At 72.2% G+C, this 16,800-nt stretch carries 8 protein-coding genes; 4 read left to right on the forward strand and 4 right to left on the reverse strand.

The window, feature by feature from the left end:
* Positions 1 to 2: 2 nt before the first annotated feature.
* Positions 3 to 3,485, reverse strand: coding sequence for a non-ribosomal peptide synthetase (locus IO39_RS16775; protein WP_084772964.1), 3,483 nt, complete (start codon positions 3,483 to 3,485; stop codon positions 3 to 5).
* A 137-nt stretch (positions 3,486 to 3,622) separates the two neighbouring features.
* Here IO39_RS16775 and IO39_RS52645 point away from each other — a divergent pair, with 137 nt between their 5' ends.
* The gene (locus tag IO39_RS52645) at positions 3,623 to 3,847 is read left to right on the forward strand and encodes an MbtH family protein (RefSeq protein ID WP_439331476.1); all 225 of its coding nucleotides are present in this window, start codon (positions 3,623 to 3,625) and stop codon (positions 3,845 to 3,847) included.
* Here IO39_RS52645 and IO39_RS16780 read toward each other — a convergent pair.
* On the reverse strand, positions 3,825 to 9,293 hold the full coding sequence (locus IO39_RS16780; RefSeq protein ID WP_211267044.1) for a non-ribosomal peptide synthetase/MFS transporter: 5,469 nt from the start codon (positions 9,291 to 9,293) through the stop codon (positions 3,825 to 3,827). The genes IO39_RS52645 and IO39_RS16780 overlap by 23 nt on opposite strands.
* Positions 9,294 to 9,310: 17 nt before the next feature.
* Entirely contained in the window at positions 9,311 to 12,148 is a 2,838-nt protein-coding gene (locus IO39_RS16785) for a type I polyketide synthase (RefSeq protein ID WP_052422988.1), read from the reverse strand.
* A gap of 812 nt (positions 12,149 to 12,960) precedes the next feature.
* Here IO39_RS16785 and IO39_RS16790 point away from each other — a divergent pair.
* Positions 12,961 to 13,371 (forward strand): hypothetical protein, encoded by a 411-nt coding sequence (locus IO39_RS16790; protein WP_043623050.1) that lies wholly within the window; start codon positions 12,961 to 12,963, stop codon positions 13,369 to 13,371.
* 365 nt (positions 13,372 to 13,736) lie between these two features.
* Here the strand turns inward: IO39_RS16790 and IO39_RS54485 are convergent, their stop codons facing one another.
* Positions 13,737 to 13,907, reverse strand: coding sequence for a hypothetical protein (locus IO39_RS54485; RefSeq protein ID WP_157548457.1), 171 nt, complete (start codon positions 13,905 to 13,907; stop codon positions 13,737 to 13,739).
* Positions 13,908 to 14,042: 135 nt separating this feature from the next.
* On the opposite strand from IO39_RS54485, the gene IO39_RS16795 reads away from it, so the two are divergent.
* Entirely contained in the window at positions 14,043 to 15,593 is a 1,551-nt protein-coding gene (locus IO39_RS16795) for a PP2C family protein-serine/threonine phosphatase (protein WP_052422989.1), read from the forward strand.
* Positions 15,590 to 16,630, forward strand: coding sequence for a cobalamin B12-binding domain-containing protein (locus IO39_RS16800; RefSeq protein ID WP_052422990.1), 1,041 nt, complete (start codon positions 15,590 to 15,592; stop codon positions 16,628 to 16,630). The genes IO39_RS16795 and IO39_RS16800 overlap by 4 nt, the downstream gene beginning before the upstream one ends.
* Positions 16,631 to 16,800: the final 170 nt, after the last annotated feature.

Raw genomic sequence — 16,800 nt, forward strand, 5'->3', positions numbered from 1 at the left:
GATCAGTCCGGCTCGGCCGGGCGCAGGGCTGCCCGGCGCCGGTCCAGGCGGGCGCGCCCGGCACTCCGCCGTGCGATCCGGCCGGACTCGTCGGCGTCGGAGTGGCCGGCGTCCGCACCGGCGACCACGTCGCGTTCGTCCAGATACCTGGCCAAATGCTGGATCGTCGGGTACTCGAAGAACGTCACGATCGACAGGTCGTGACCCCGTCCGGCCAGCTCCCGCTGCACCTCGGCCAGCAGCAGCGAGTGCCCGCCGAGGTCGAAGAAGTTGTCGTCGAGGCCGACGCGTTCCAGCCGCAGCACCGTGCACCAGGCCTCGGCGAGCCACCGTTCCGTGACGGTGCCGGGCGCCCGGAAGTCGGGATCGGGCTCGGCCGGCCCGGGGGCCGGCAGGGCACGCTCGTCCACCTTCCCGTTCCGGTTGAGCGGCAACGAGTCCAGCAGCACGAAGTCGGCGGGCATCATGTACCGCGGCAGGCGGTTGGCGAGGTGCTCACGCAGCTGCTGCCGCAGCGCCGGCCGGTCCTCCGCCTCGAGGTAGGCGACCAGACGCTTCTCCCCCGTTCCGTCGGTCGTGGCCAGCACCACCGCGTCAGTGACCGCGGGGTGTGCGCGCAGTGCCTCGACGATCTCGGCCGGTTCGATCCGGTAGCCACGCAGCTTGATCTGGCGGTCCCGGCGGCCGAGGAAGGCGATCTGCCCGCTCGGGAGATGCCGGGCCAGGTCGCCGGTACGGTACATCCGCGCCCCGGGGACACCGGAGAACGGGTCGGGGACGAAGCGGTCCGCGGTGAGCCCCGCCGAACCGTGGTAGCCGCGTGCGACACCGACGCCGCCGATCCAGAGCTCACCGGTCGCCCCGGGCGGTACCGGTTGCCGCCACACGTCCAAGATGTAGACGCTGACGCCGGTGATCGGGCGCCCGATGTCGGGGGGCCCGGGCGCGGTTCCGGAGGGGGCGATCTCCCCCGCCGTCGTGGTCGCCGTGGCCTCCGACGGGCCGTACTCGTTGAGCACCCGGAACGGCAGGTCGGCGGCCGGCCGGACCCGGAGCCGGTCACCCCCGGTGATCAGCACCCGGAGGGCCGGCTTGGCCGGCCAGGTCAGCGCCAGCACGCGTTCGGCCAGCGCCGTCGGCAGCTCGGTCACGGTGATCCCCTCCTCGACCAGCCACGAGCGCAGGCGCTCCGGATCGAGCCGGGTCTCCTGGTCCGGCACGTACAGGGTCGCGCCGGAGGCCAGGGTGGGCCAGATGTCCGTCACGGAGGTGTCGAACCCGGGGGAGGCGACCTGGGCGACCCGGTCGGCCCGCCCGAGGTCACAGCGGCGCGCACGCCAGGTGACCACGTTGGACAGCGACCGATGGGCGACCATGACGATCTTCGGCTGGCCGGTCGAACCGGAGGTCGCGATGAGATAGGCGAGGTCGTCGTGTGTCGTCGGGTCCGGCGGACGGGCGTCGACCACATCGGCGGCGACCACATCGGCGGCGACCACATCGGCCGCGACCACATCGGCCGCGACCACATCGGCGGCGACCACATCGGCGGCGACCGCATCGGGGGCGTCCGGCAGGCGGTCCATCGACAGCTGTGCGAGCTCACCGGGGAGCCGGTCGGCGATCGCACTGTGGGTGATGATGAGAACAGCGCCGGCGGCGGCGTACTGGCCTGCCAGGCGGGCCGGCGGGTTCTCCGGGTCCAGGGGCAGGTAGGCGGCCCCGGCGCAGAGCACGGCCAGCTCGGCGATCACCAGGTCCGCGCCGCGTGGCAGGCAGACACCCACCACCGTCCGAGGCCGGACACCACGTGCGCGGAGGATGCCGGCCAGCGAGTCCGCGCGATGGATCAGCTCGGCGTAGCCGATCTCGCGGGCGCCGTCGCGAATGGCCGGAGCGGCCGGTGTTCTCCGAGCCTGCGCCCGGACCGCATGATGGACGAGCGGGCCGACGTCGGCGGGAGGATGGCGTTCGGGGTTCCAGTCGTTCAGCACCATGTCGCGATCCCGCCGGCTGAGCACGGCAAGCTGGAACAGCGGGGCCGTCGGCCTGGCGATCGCATCAGCCAGCAGCCGCAGGTAACCGTCGGCCATCCGCTGGACGGTCGCCTCGTCGAACAGGTCGGCGACGTACTCCCACAGCATGGTGATCCGGCCATCGGCCTGTTCGGCGTCACCGGCCTGCCGTTCCGCGCGCGGGATCACCACAACGTTCAGGTCCGTCTTCGCCCCGCCGTTCCCGCGCTCGACGATCGTCCCGGTCGCTCCGGCGAGGTCGAGGTCCGGGATCGTGGAGTCGTCGACGCTGAAGAGGATGTCGGTCAGCGGGTTGCGGCCCGGCTCCCGGTCGGGGTTGAGCACCCGCACCAGCTCCGGGAACGGCAGCAGCTCGTTGGCCGTCGCGTCCAGCACGACGCCGTGCACCTTCTCGGCCAGGTCGGCGAAGCCCAGCGTGGCGTCGACGTCGCACCGCAACGGCACCGTGTTGGCGACCATGCCGAGCAGGTCCGCGGTCAGGGGCGCCTGCCGGCCGGCGAACGCGGACCCGACGCAGATGTCCCGCTGCCCGGTGTAGCGGTACAGAAGTGCGTAGAACGCCGCGAGCAGGGTGCTGGACAACGTCACCCGGTGAGATCGGCAGAATGAGCGCAGCCGGGCCGGCAGCCCAGGTGGCAGGTCCATCCGCAGGGTCTTCCCGCGGAAGCTCTGGATCGCGGGCCTCGGGTGGTCTGTCGGCAACTCCAGGAGGGGCGGGAGGTCACCGAGCCGGTTCTGCCAGTGAGCGAGCTGCGCCTGCATGGGCGCGGTCTCCAGCGCCGAGCGTTGCCGGCGTGCGAAGTCCCGGTACTGGATGGGCGGTTCGGCCAAGGGCGGCTCGACGCCTTCGGCGAACGCGTTGTACAGCGTCTCGAACTCGCGCATCAACCGCGAGAAGGACCACCGGTCGCGCAGCAGGTGGTTCTCCACCACGATGAGTTCGTGCGCCTCCGCCGACAGCCGCACCACGGTCCAGCGGATCAGCGGCAGGTGTTCGATGTCGAACGGCCTGCGCATCTCCCGGGCCACGATCTCGTCCAGCAGTTCGTGCTGTCCTTCGCGGGTGTGGCTGACGTCGAGCCGCCTGGCCCGGACCGGTTGCGGCGGGTGCACCACCTGCCGCGGTTTACCACCGACCTCCGGGTACGTGGTGCGCAGGATCTCGTGCCGCCGGCTGATCTCCGTGATGACACGGTCGAGCCGGTCGAGGTCGAAGGCGCCGGCGACCCGGATCGTCGTCTGCGCATGGTGAGCGATGCTGTCCGGAGCGAGCCGATGCAGGAACCAGACCTGTTCCTGCTGGAGTGACAGGGGGATCCCGGCGTCGGCGTCCGGCTCGGAAACCCTCTCGGTGCCGGTTACCGCCGTGCCGTGCACTTCATTTGCGTGAACGTCAGAATCTCGCTGTGCCAACGTACATTTCTCCCTCGACTCCGTTGCATATTCCAACCGCCTGTTTGCAGGTAAAGATTCGGCGGATCAATCCGATCCGAACGACAGGAGTCGCGAATATCAATGGGGGCGGACGCGAACTGGCGGCCACCGGCCTGCTTGACAGGTTCTGCGTCGGGTGCTCGAATGCTGCGGTGACGAACACCGGCATTACCAGTCCTTTCGATGACCAAACGCCGACCTATGTCGTGGTGGTGAACCACGAAAACCAGCACTCGCTGTGGCCGGCGCCGGTGGACATTCCCGGGGGATGGTCACCCGTTTTCGGCCCCGCCGGCCACGACGACTGTCTCGCGTACGTCGACCGGTCGTGGACCGACCTGCGCCCGAAGAGTCTCATCGACGCGTCGGGCCGGTAGCCGCGGGCGGAGGAGCGTCCTGCGCTGAGGTCAGGGGAGCGCGGCCCAACGCCTGGAGCCCGATCACGTCATCGGGGGTGGCGTCGGGGCTGTCGTCGAGGAGCCGGGGCAGCCCGGAGCACAGCGCCACCACCGCCAGCAGCATGATGGCCATCGCGAACAGCGCGTACAGCGGCGCGATCCCCTGCCCCGGCCCGCCGCCCGCCACCGCGCCGGCGGCCGGGACGAGCGCCCCGCCGAGGGGCAGCGGCTCGAACAGCAGCGACGCCCAGGCCGCGACCAGCCCGAAGCCGATCGGCAGCGCCGGCCACGAGATCATCGTGTTGAGCGCGAGCACCCGGCCGTGGAACCGCTGCGGCACCTTGACCTCCACGATCGCGGCATGGATCCCGTTGAGCACCGTCAGCGTCAGCGACATGCCGAACACGCCGATGCCGATCGTCACCAGGTCCGCCCGCAGGCCGGTCACCAGACAGAACGCGCCCAGGCAGAGCGTGCACAGCAGCACGCCGCGCATCCGGCGCCGCGGCGGGCCGCCCCACATCCTCATGACGAGAGCGCCCAGCGTGCCCGCCAGTCCCGAGCCGAGCAGGATCCAACCGACGTCGGTGAGCGTCCCGACCGCGAGAACCAGCGGTGGGATCAGCAGGAACAGCGGCGACAGGAAGACGTTGAGCACCGTGAAGAAGATCAGCATCCGGCGCAACCGGGGGTCGTCCCACGAGTACCGGAACCCGGCCCTGATCTCGGCCGTCACCGGCTCCCCTCGCCGCCCCGCCATCGTCGGCGGGAACCGGACCAGGAGCGTGACGGCGATCGCGACCGCGTGGCTCAGCACGACGAGGGCGGTGATGCCTTCCAGCCCCACGACGGCCATGAGCCCGGCGGCCGCGACCGGCACGATCAGCCGGCTCGCCCCCGTGGCCAGCTGGACGAGACCGGTGGCGTGGCCGAGGTACCGCTTGGGGACGAGCTGCGGCACGGCGGAGTCGTGGGCGAGCCGCTGGAACGCGAGCGCGGCCGACAGGAACGCGAGCAGCGGATAGACGTGCCAGCTCTGCAGGTTTCCGGTCCACAGCAGCAGGCCGAGCAGCAAGTGGGCCCCGCCCGCGCCGGCGGCGCCCGCGAGCATGATCGCGCGACGGCTGCGGCGATCCACCACCGTGCCGGCCGCCGGCGCGACGAGCAGCCCGGGCACCACTCCGGCGACGGCGGACAGGGCGAACTGGACGAGTGAGCCGGTGGCGAGATAGATCCAGATCGGGATCGCGAACACGGTCAGCATCGAGCCGCTGATCGAGAAGAGCTGACCCAACGCCACCGCGAGGAACCGGCGCATCCCCGGGCGGGGCCCGTCGGGCGCGTCCGGCGGCCCCGCGTGCGAGACGTCGAGCAGCCGCCACCCGTCCCCGCCGACCGCCGCCTCGCCACGCGGGCCCGCCGGGCCCCGTTCACCCCTCGGGCCTGTCCGACCGGTGGCACCCACCGGAGGCTCTCCGGTGGAGAGGGCCGGGTGGGTGGTCGTCACGATCTCGGCGAGCTCGCCGGCGCGGTGTTTCTGGAAGAAGTGGCCCGCCTCGTCGAGCAGCACCACGGCGGTGGTGTCGCTGAGGAAGTGCCACTCGCGAAAGCGCTCCTGGTAGTACTCGGAGGCCGGGTCGTGCTCCCCGGCCACGCTGATGATCGGCGCCCGTAGCCGCTCCACCGAGGTGCCGAACAGCTCCGTGAAGTACTCCTCCGCCGCTTCGGTGTCGCGGCGGGTGTTGCGCACGATGCGCCGCGCCTGCGCGGGGTCGATGTCGCTCAGGTCGAGCCCGAGCGAGGTCAGCCCGTCCGCGTATGAGCGGTCGCTGCGCGACGCGTCCGGATTCGTGAGCCGGCCCAGCGCGGCGGGCAGGCCGAGGTTCGGCCGGGCGAAGGGGAAGATCGCGCCGATGTAGACCGCTTCCGGGACGCGGCCCGCCGCCTCCAGCTTCCTGGCGATCTCCACGGCGAGTGCCGAGCCGACACCACAGTGCCCGTACAGCGCGATCGGCCCGGTGATCTGCTCCTGGATCTCCCGCACGCACCGCTCGGCGACATCCTCCAGTGGCGCGTGCTGCTCGTCGATCCCGACGTCGTGGCCGGGGATGGCGACCGACCACAACGCGTACGTGGCCGGCAGCGCGTCCGCCAGCGGCTTGTAGACCATCGCGCCGCCTCCGCCGTACGGAACGGCGACGTAGCTGAGCTCGGGCTCGGCCGCCGGCTCCGGGGTCAGCCGGTGGATAATCCCGCGCGCCGCCGCCGTGCTCCCGTCGAGCAGGGCGGCGAGCCGCCGGATCGTCGGGTGGGTGAACAGGTCCATCACGGCGATCCCGGCGCCACCCGGCACGGAGCGGCGCAGCCGTTCCACCACCTTGATCGCGAGCAGGGAGTGGCCGCCCAGGTCGAAGAAGTCGTCGTCGATCCCGGCATCGGCCCGCTCGAGCACGTCCGCCCACACCGCGTGGATCGCCCGCTCCGGCTCGGTGCGCGGTGGCATCCGCCCGGCGTCCCGGCCGGCGGGCGCCTCGGGCGCGGGCAGCCGTCCGCGGTCCACCTTGCCGTTCGCGGTCAGCGGCAGCCGGGGCAGCGTGATGAACGAGTTGGGGATCATGTAGGCCGGTAGCGCCGCGGCGAGGTGCGACCGCAGCCGCGCGGGGTCGGGCGCGTGCCCGGGTTCGGCCACGACATACGCGACGAGCTGGGCGAGGCTGCCGGTCCCGTGCGTGGTCACCACGCACTCGGCGACCTCGGGATGGCGGGTCAGATGTGCCTCGATCTCGCCGAGCTCGATCCGGTAGCCGCGGATCTTGACCTGGGCGTCGGCCCGGCCGAGGAACTCGATCACGCCATCGGGCCGGTACCGGCCGAGGTCACCGGTCCGGTAGAGGCGGGCGCCGGTGCGCGGGTGCGTGACGAACGCCGCCGCGGTCCGCTCCGGGTCCTTCCAGTAACCGGCCGCCACTCCGGCGCCCCCGATGTACAGCTCGCCGGGCACGCCGGCCGGGACGTCGCACATCCCGGGGTCGAGAATGTGGAACTGCTGGTTGGCCAGCGGGCGGCCGTACGGGATCGAGGTCCACGACGGATCGACGTGCCCGATCGGATGAAAGATCGACCAGATCGACCCCTCGGTCGCTCCGCCGAGGCTGACGATCTCGGCGGACGGGGCGAGCGCGCGGATGCGGTCGGGCAGCGCCGGCGGGATCCAGTCGCCGGACATCATGACGAGCCGCAGCGAGCTGATGTCGGCGCCTTCCCGCTCGGCGTGCTCGACCAGCAGTTCCATCAGTGCGGGTACGGAGTTCCACACGGTGATCCGCTGGTCCGTGACGATCCGGGCCCACGCCGCCGGGTCCTTGTCCTCCGCCGCCCGTCCCATGACCAGCGTGGCGCCGGCGGCCAGCGTGCCGTAGACGTCGTAGACCGACAGGTCGAAGCTCAGCGCGGACAGCGCGAACACCCGGTCGCCGGGTCCCACCCGGAACCGTCCGGTGATGTCGCGGACGGTGTTCAGCGCGGCCCTGTGCTCGATCATCACGCCTTTCGGCGTGCCGGTCGAGCCCGACGTGAAGATCACGTAGGCGAGGTCGCCGGGCTCGGCGGGGCAGGCCGGCGCCGGGTCGCCCGACACCTCGGTGACGGGCAGCGTCGCCAGCCCGTCCGGCCAGGTCAGCCGTGAACACAGCGCCGGCTGGGTGAGTGCCACGGCGCAGCCGCCGCGCGCGATGAGCTCGTTGCGGCGACGCTCGGGCAGATCGGCGTCGACGGGCAGGTAGGCGGCGCCGGCCTTGTTGATCGCCAGCACGGCGACCACCTGCTCCCATCCCCGCTCCATCACGACGGCCACCAGGTCGCCCCTCGTCACCCCGGAGGCGATCAGCCGCGCCGCGAGGTGATCGGCCCTCCGGTCGACCTCGGCGTGCGAGAGCCGGCCGCCGGGGTGGAGCACAGCGGGGTGGCCGGGCGTCCTGCGCGCCTGCGCCTCGACCGGGGCGTGCAGGCACTGGTCGGGGCCGAGGTCGGCGCTGGTGTCGTTCCAGTGTGCGCGCTGCGCGCGCTCGCCGGCCGTGAGCAGCTCGTAGCGTGAGATCGGGGCGTGCGGGTCTGCGGCGATGCCTTCCAGGAGGACGCGGAAGTGGTCGCCCATGCGGGCGATCGAGTCCGCGCTGAACAGCGCGGTGTTGTAGATCATCATGAAGCTGCCGTCGCCGGCGGTGTGGAGCTCGAGGTCGAACCGGGTCACGCAGTGCGACAGGGCGACGTCCGCGGTGGCGGTGAGCGACGGGATGCTCGGCAGGGCCGACTCGTAGCTCTGCAGGGAGAAGACCACCTGGAACAGCGGCGAACGTGACACCTCACGCGGCACGTTCAGCTCGGTGACCAGGCGCTCGAACGGCAGGTCCTGGTGGGTGAACGCGTGCCCGGCCGTGGCGCGGACCCGCTGCAGCAGCTCGGCGAACGTCGGGTCGCCCGACAGGTCGACCCGCATCGTCACCATGTTGACGAAGCAGCCGACGAGGTCGTCGAGCTCGGGCACCGATCGGCCGGCCGTCGGCGACCCGATCGTGACGTCGTCCTGCCGCGCCCGGCGGCCCAGCAGGACCGCGAACGCCGCGAGCAGCACCATGTACTGCGTGGCCCGGTGCTTGCGTCCGAGCCGGGACAGCTCGGCGAGCACGCCCGGCGCCACCGAGAACTCGTGCGCGGCGCCGGTGTAGGTCGGCACCGGTGGCCGCTGCCGGTCGGTCGGCAGTTCGAGCGGCGTGACGCCGGCGAGCTGCTCGCGCCAGTACGCCACATCGCGCTCGGTGCCGGGCCGGGCGCGTTGCCACGCGGCGAAGTCGCGGTAGCGCACCGGCAGGTCCGGCAGCGGATCGCCGGCGAGGCAGGCCAGCACCTCGCCGAGGAGGAGCTCGGTGGACCAGCCGTCCGCCGCGATGTGGTGCACCGCGAGCGCGAACACGTGCTCATCGGGGGCGATCCTGATCAGCAACGCCCGCGCCACGGGGCCGGCGGCGAGGTCGAACGGCTCGGCCATGAAGGCGTCGACGAGCGCCCCCACGTCATCGCCGGACACGCCGTCACCGGACACGCCGTCACTGGACACGGCCTCCGCGATGGTGAGCGGGATCGTGCCGGCGTCGTCGACGACCATGACGGGCCGGCCGTCCCCGGTCGCGGGGAAGCGGCTCCGCAACGGCTCGTGCCGGGCCGCGACCCGGTTCAACGCCGCGGCGAGCGCGGCCGGATCGAGCGGGCCGCGCAGCCGCCAGGCCTCCGGGATCGTGTACGCGGTCGTGCCCGGCGCGTACGCGTCCATGAACCAGAGGCGTTCCTGGGCGAACGACATCACGGGTTCCCCGTCGGGTACGACGGGGATCGTCGCCGGTGTCGCAGGCAGCTCGGTCAGGTCGCTCACAGGATGTCCTCCGGAGGTCATCTGAGCCGTCCACCGGACGCGTCCGGCGCGGCCGGGGGCTCGGGGTCCGCGGCCGCGGGGGGCGGGCCGGCCCCTTCCCGCGGGTCGGATCCACTCACCAGCGCGGCGAGCTCGCGGATCGTGGTGTGGTCGAAGACGTCCATGATCGTGAGTTGCGGGACGTCCGGGCCCAGCGCCGGACCCAGCAGGGCCAGCATGCGCGTGGCGTGCAGGGAGTGGCCGCCGAGCTCGAAGAAGTCGTCGTCGATGCCCACGTGCGGCACGCGAAGCACCTCGCGCCATACTCCGGCGATCGTCTTCTCGAGCGGTGTACGGGGGTCGGCCGCCACCCGGTCCGCTGTACGGGGGTCGGCCGCCACCCGGTCCGCGGCATGTCCGGGCACGGGTTCCGCCGCGCCCGGCGCCGCGGGTGTCGCGACGGGCGCGGGGGCGCCCAGCGCGAACCGCTCACGCTGGAACGGGTACGTGGGCAGCGGGACCCGCCGGGGCGGCCGGCCGGTATGCAGCGCGGACCAGCGCACGGGCACCCCGGCCTGCCACAACGCCCCGGTGGCGCGGAGCGACTCGGCGGCGCTCCCGGCTCCTGCGGGCGCGTCCGGCAGGCTCTGCACGATCGTGTGGCGCGGTCCGCAGCCGGGGTGCTGCCGGGCCAGGCTCCCGAGCGTACGGCCGGGGCCGACCTCCAGCAGGATCCCGGCGGAGTCGGCGAGCAGGGTCTGCAAGGCGTCGGAGAAGCGGATGGTGCCGCGCAGGTGACCGGCCCAGTAGGCCGGGTCGCACGCGTCGCGCGCCGCGACGGGCGCGCCGGTCCGGTCGGAGATCCACGGTAGCCGCGGTGCGCGCAGTCGCACTGACGCCACGGCCTCGGCGTACTCGTCGATGACGTCGTCGGCGAGGACCGAGTGGGCCGCGGAGCCGGCGGGCAGGAGCCGCCCCTGCGTGAGCACCAGCGACAGTGCGTCGGCCCTGGTGAGCACCCCGGCCGAGACGGCGGCGGCGTACATGCCCGGGCCGTACCCGAGGACGGCGTGCGGACTGACGCCACGAGATTCCCACAGTTCGGCCATGGCGTGCTCCACGGCGAAGAGCGCGGGCAGGCGCACGGCCATCGTGGCCAGCCGCGCTTCCGCCCCGGCCTCGGCGCCGGGCTCCGGGTACAGCACCTGTCGCAGGTCCAGCCCGAGGTCCGCGCCGGCCCGAGCGGCGCAGTCGTCGATGGCCGCGCGGAAGACCGGCTCCTGCGCGTACAGCTCGCGTGCCATGCCCACGTGCCCGCCGCCTTGCCCGGGGAAGAGGAAGGCGACCTGCGGCGTCCCCGCCGCGGGGTTTCCTGGGTCCTGCGGCCGCTCGGCCAGAGCGGTCAGGGCCCGGACGGCCTCATCGCGGTCGCGGCACACCACGAAGGCCCGGTGAGCGAACGCGGCACGCCCGGTCTGCAGAGTCCATGCCGCGTCGGCGACGGCGACCGTGTCACGTTCGAGCCGGGTGCGCAGCCGCTCGGCCGACTCGGCGAGCGCTCTGGCGGTACGCGCCGACAACGGCAACAGGTGGTAGCGGTCGTCGTCGGGCGGCAGGTGTACGGCGGGCGCCTCCTCCACGAGGAGGTGGGCGTTCGTCCCGCCGATCCCGGTGGAGTTGACCCCGGCTCGGCGGGGACGGTCGCCCGGGGGCCACGGCGTCACCTCGTTCGTCACCACGAACGGGCCGGCCGGGAGATCGAGGTGTGGGTTGGGGCGGCGGAAGTGCGCTGTGCCCGGGATGAGGCCGTGCCGCAACGACAGCACCACCTTGATGAGGCCGATCACGCCTGCCGCGGTGTCGGTGTGACCGATGTTCGACTTGACGGAGCCGAGCACGCACCGCTGGGGCGTGCCCGGCCCGAACGCCTCCGACAGCGCGCGGACCTCGATCGTGTCGCCGATGGTGGTGCCGGTGCCGTGCGCCTCGACGTAGCCGACCGTCTCCGGGGAGACGCCGGCGAGGAGGTGCGCGGAGCGGATCGCGGCCACTTGTCCCGCCACGCTCGGCGCGGTGAAGCCTATCTTGCCGGAGCCGTCGTTGCTGAGCGCCCACCCTCGGAGCACGGCGTCGATGTGATCCCCGTCGGCGAGCGCGTCGGGCAGCCGCTTGAGCACGACGATTCCTGCCCCATCGGCGCCGACCATCCCGTCGGCGTCCGCGTCGAACGGCCGGCAGCAGCCCTCCGGTGAGAGCAGGTCGTCGTCCTCCTCGGCGCCCGAGGCGCCACGCAGCGTGATCCCGCCTGCCAGGGCCATGTCGCACTCGCCGGTGAGCAGGGCCTGGCTCGCCAGGTGAACGGCGACGAGAGAGGTGGAGCAGCCGGTGTGCACGGTGACGGCCGGGCCCCGCAGGTTCAGCTTGTACGCCACCTGGCCGGTGAGGAAGTCCCGGCTACTGGCGAGCCGGAGCTGGCCGTCCGTCATGTCCGGAAACAGCCGCCGTTGCGCGCGCACGAGGGCGAGGTGGTCCGTCTCGCCGCTCCCGGCGTACACGCCGATGGCGCCCGGGTAGGTGTGGGGATCGTAACCGGCGTGCTCCAGGGCCTCCCAGGCGCACTCGAGGAACACCCGATTCTGCGGATCGAGCGCCCGCGCCTCCTGCGGCGGGACCCCGAAGAAGGCGGCGTCGAACCCTTCGGTGTCGGCGACCACCCCGTACGTGCGCCGGGAGTCGAGGCGAGTGGTCAGATCGCGGCCGGCGACGAGCGCGGCCCAGAACTCGTCGATGTCCGCGGCGCCGGGTATCCGGGCGGCCATTCCGATGACGGCCACGGCGGTCTGCATGTCCTCGTCGGTTCCCGCGACGGCGGTCATGCCTTCTTCACCTCGAAGACGTGACCGGACCGGCGTAACCCGCGTTGCGGCGCAAGTGGTTTCACCGGGTCGAACACGCAGAGCCTTCGCACATTTTCCGCCCGCCACTTGGTTCGATTTGCCAGGGTAATTCGCGTGCCAATGAGGCGCTGTCGTTCCACTGGTCGACGAGTATCATTTCAGGGATTGAATAGACGGTTAATTCCGCCCGAACGCGACAGATATATATGCCGTCGGCAAACCGGCTGACCAATGCAGCGTCGGCCACGCCTCCGGCGCGTTCATGCACAACGTGGCCGCCCGGCGAGCACCGGCCGGCCCGGAGCCGCGCACCCGTTCCCCGCCAAGGCCGACAAGCCGGACACGCGCTGCACCGGCCACGTCACGCTCCAGCTTCAGCGCAAGCGGTGGTACGGCCGGGAGACCAGCGACCGACTGCGCACGAATACTCCGCATCGCAGAACCATTCTTTCCACGTGGGCACGATAAGAAGGTCCGGAGCAGAGCACCCGAGGACGACAGAGACTCTGGTGACGACCGGCATATCCGCGGCATGCGTTATGGCTCGCGTATGTTGTTCCGCCTCACCACGTTCACGATGGTGAATCCGCTGCAGGTTCTCGACGTCGGTCTTCTCGGTCCATTTTCAGGTCACAGTGGATGGTGAGCCAATCCGCCTGTCAGGGCGTCGCCGGGTCGAGCTCCTCGCCGGGCCGATCCCGGCCGAGAGACCGGCGCATACCTCGGACATACCCACGGTCACTACCGTGACGTTCCGATCGACGAACCCCCGACTTGGGAGCGAAACGGTAGTGAGATTTCTGCAGAAGACGAGCGTCGTCGCAGCGGCCGGCCTGGCCCTGTCCGTTCTCGGCTCGGCTCCGGCCACCGCCGCGTCCAACTGGAACTCCAATCCCCCGACCTCCGCCACCGAGGTGTCCACGCGCATCCAGATCAGCAGCGCCTTTGGAACCCTGCAACTGCGTAAGGGCAAGTGGAACGGCAAATGGTGGGTGTGGGCGCGGATCACCAACCCGACCAGCACCGCGAACAAGAGCTACGTGCTCGCCTTCGTCGCTGGAGGTACCGCCACGGACGTTGACATCAACGGCACGAGCTACACCAAGGCCTACCGCCTGATCTCAGGAAAGACCTACAAGTCATGTATCAAGAAAGCCGTCATCGGCGGGGGCTACGACAAGTGCACCAGCTTCACGGGATGACCTCTCCGGCCCCGTGCGCGTGAGCCCGGCGACTCTGGGGAGGACGTCCGGGCGGAGCGCTCCTCAGGTGCGGGCGTCGTCGGGTGGCGCGGACGGCCGCCACAAGGGCTGTGGCGGCCGTCCTGCCGATCGCGCCTCACGTCCCCGCCCGCGCGCCAAAGGAAGATCCTGACCTCCGACACCAGTCACCCGAGCCGGCGACCGCGAGATCTTCTCCGCCGATGGGGGCTTGACGGCTCCTTCATCAGCACCTGGATGGACAACCTCGATGAAACTTGAGCCAAGTGGAGTCATGGTTCAGGCCCCAACGTGAAGCGGCAGATGAGACGGCGTCATGAGTCGCGTGGGGGCAGGAACGAGAACGCCTATGCCACGGCGGTGGCGATCACGTCCAGCGCGGACCGCGGGGCCCGGCCGAGCAGACCGGCCAGGTCGCCGCCGGTTTCGGCCATGAAACCGGCCGCGATGACGGAGTAGGTGGAGACCACGATCGGAATCTGCCAGCCCGGGACGCCGGCGGTGCATGGGCTCCTCATCGGTCCGGCTTGCGTCGCCCGGGTCACGCTCGCCCAGCGGAGGAAAGATCCTGCAAAGAAGCGATATGGCGGAAAGAGAGCCCCGGTGCCGCGCCGGTAGCGTGAGAAATCCGGGGGATCTCGCGGGATGGTGCCATGGTCGAGATGGTGTGGGAGGACGCGCCGTACCCCATGCTGGCGATCAGCACCACGGGGGTCGTCGAGCAGGCGAACCAGGCCGCCCGGCTGCTGTTCGCCGAACCTCTCGTCGGCGCGCGGCTGGAGCACTCGGCCCCCGGATGGCTGTCGCGGGCGCACTTCGGGTGCGGCGGTTCGGAGCGGCACGGCGAGATCGGCGACCGCGTGTACCAGGCGCACGCCGTGCACGCGACGGCCGACCGGACCGTCTGGTGGCTCATCGACGTCACCGGCAGGCGGCACGAGGCGGACTCGCTGCGCGAGTGGGCCGCGTTCCTGGCCGACGCCTCCAGCGAGCTGCTGCCCTCGCTGAACCTGGACCGCTGCCTGGAGGTGACCGCCTGCCTGGCCGCCCGCCGCCTGGCCGGCGCCGCGCTGGTCGTCCTGCCGAGGCCCGGACGCCGCTACGCGATCGCCCGCTGCGCCAGGGGAGGCCAGGCGGTCAGGGAGGACGCGGTCATCGACCCCGGCACGCTGCCCGGCCTGACCGAGGCGCTGCAGGGCTTCCCGCCGGTGCCCGCGCGCTGGAGCGCCCCCGAGGACGTGCCCGGCTGGGCGCTGTGTGACGGGTCCGGTGAGGTGGGCTCCGTGGCGGTGATCGCCCTGCCCGGCCACGGGCTGCCCGCGGGGGCGCTGGTGCTGCTGCGCGGCTCGCGGGACGGCTTCTCCGACGACGAGCGCATGTTCGCGCGGCTGTTCGCGCTGTGGGCAGGCTCCGCGATCGCGGTCGCCCGCCTCTACGTCGAGCAGGCGGTCATCACCGAGACCCTGATGTCGGAGCTGCTGCCGCCGCCCACGCCGATCCTGGACGGGGTGGAGCTGGCGGCCCGCTACCGGCCCGCGGGCCCCAGCGAGCGCGTCGGCGGCGACTTCTACGACGTGTACCCGGTCTCGGGCTCGGGCCGCGAATCGCTGGTGGTGCTCGGCGACGTGGCGGGCAAGGGCCTGGAGGCCGCCGTCCTCACCGGCCGCATCCGCAACACCCTGCGGGCCCTGCTGCCGCTGGCCGACGACCACCACCGCGTGCTGGAGCTGCTGAACGGGGTGCTGCTCAACGACAGCGCCACGACGCGCTACGTCACCCTCGTGCTGGCCTCGTTCCAGCCACGCGGCCGGCGGGTGGAGATGCGGCTGACCAGCGCCGGGCATCCGGCGCCGCTGATCATGCGCACCGACGGCCGCGTCGAGGCGGTCCCGGCCGTCGGCACGCTGATCGGGGTGCTGGACGAGATCACCAGCGTCACCGACACGGTGGTGCTGGAGCCCGGCGAGACCTGCCTGCTCTACAGCGACGGCATCATCGAGGCCAGAGGCGGCCCGCTCGGCGACGAGTTCTTCGGCGAGGAGCGGCTGAGCGAGCAGCTCGGGCAGTGCGCGGGCATGCCTCCCGAGGCGCTGGCGGAGCGGGTGCAGATGCTGGCCTCCCAGTGGGTCGGCGCAGGTGAGCACGACGACATGGCGGTGGTCGCCATCTCGGCCCCCCGCGCACCACGAGGAGGACACCTGTGACGGCCGACGCCGAGGAGCGGGCGCAAGCGCTGTGGGCGGCGGCGACGGCCGGCGACGAGTCCGCCGCGACCGGCGTGGCCATGGACGCGCTCGACGCCGGCATGCCCATGGAGACCCTGCTGCTGGACGTGGTGGCCGCCGTGCAGGCGCGCGTCGGCCACGAGTGGGCGGCCAACCGCATCTCGGTCGCCCAGGAGCACACCGCCACGGCGGTCAACGAGCGGGTGCTGGCCACCCTGGCGCACCGCTCGTCCCGTCCGGCGGATCAGGCCCTGGGACGGATCATGGTGGCCTGCATCGACGGCGAGTGGCACGCGTTCCCCGCCCGGCTGCTCGCCGAGGTGCTGAAGGCGCGGGGCTGGCAGGTCGACTACCTGGGCGCGCAGGTCCCCACGCCGCACCTGGTCGCCCACCTGCACCTGACGAACCCGGACGCGGTGGCGCTGTCCAGCTCACTGGCGATCCGGCTGCCGGCCGCGCACGCCGCGATCAGCGCCTGCCAGGCGGCGGGCACGCCGGTCGTGGCAGGAGGCGCCGCCTTCGGCCCCGACGGCCGCTACGCCCGCCTGCTCGGCGCCGACGCCTGGGCTCCGGACGCCCGCACCGCCGCCGACCTCCTGGCCGCCGGTCTGCCGCGCCGGATCACCTCCCGCGAGGAGCGGCCACCGCTGGCCGACCGGGAGTACACCGAGCTCACCCGGTCCGCCGGGGACCTGGTGCGCGACATCGTGGCCGACCTCACCCGCCGCATGCCGCAGCTCGCGGGCTACAGCGAGCAGCAGCTCGGACGGACGGCGGAGGACGTCGCCTACCTCGTCGACTTCCTGCGCGCCGCCCTGTACGTCGACGACCCGGAGCTCTTCTCCTCCTTCGTGGGCTGGATGACCGGCGTGCTTTCGGCCCGCGACATCCCCGAGGCCGCGGTGCCGGCCGCACTGGACGCGCTGGCCGATCGCCTCGACGGCTACCCCCGTGCCCTGCACGCGCTGGCCAGGGCGCGCGCAGAGCACGGAGCGGACCCCGGTCAGCGCACGTAGACGTCCGGTGTGCGGGGGCTGCCTGTCGCATCGACTCGCTCACCCGACGCTGGTCCCGGCCGGCCGTGCCACGTGAGGGACGACTCGGCCCAGCAGTGCGGTGATGATGGCGGCCCGGTCGGCGGGCTTGTGCAGCAGCACCGCTCCCGCATGGCCTACCAGCCCTGTTC

It is taken from the genome of Nonomuraea candida, assembly GCF_000725485.1.
GTDB classification, from domain to species: Bacteria; Actinomycetota; Actinomycetes; order Streptosporangiales; family Streptosporangiaceae; genus Nonomuraea; species Nonomuraea candida.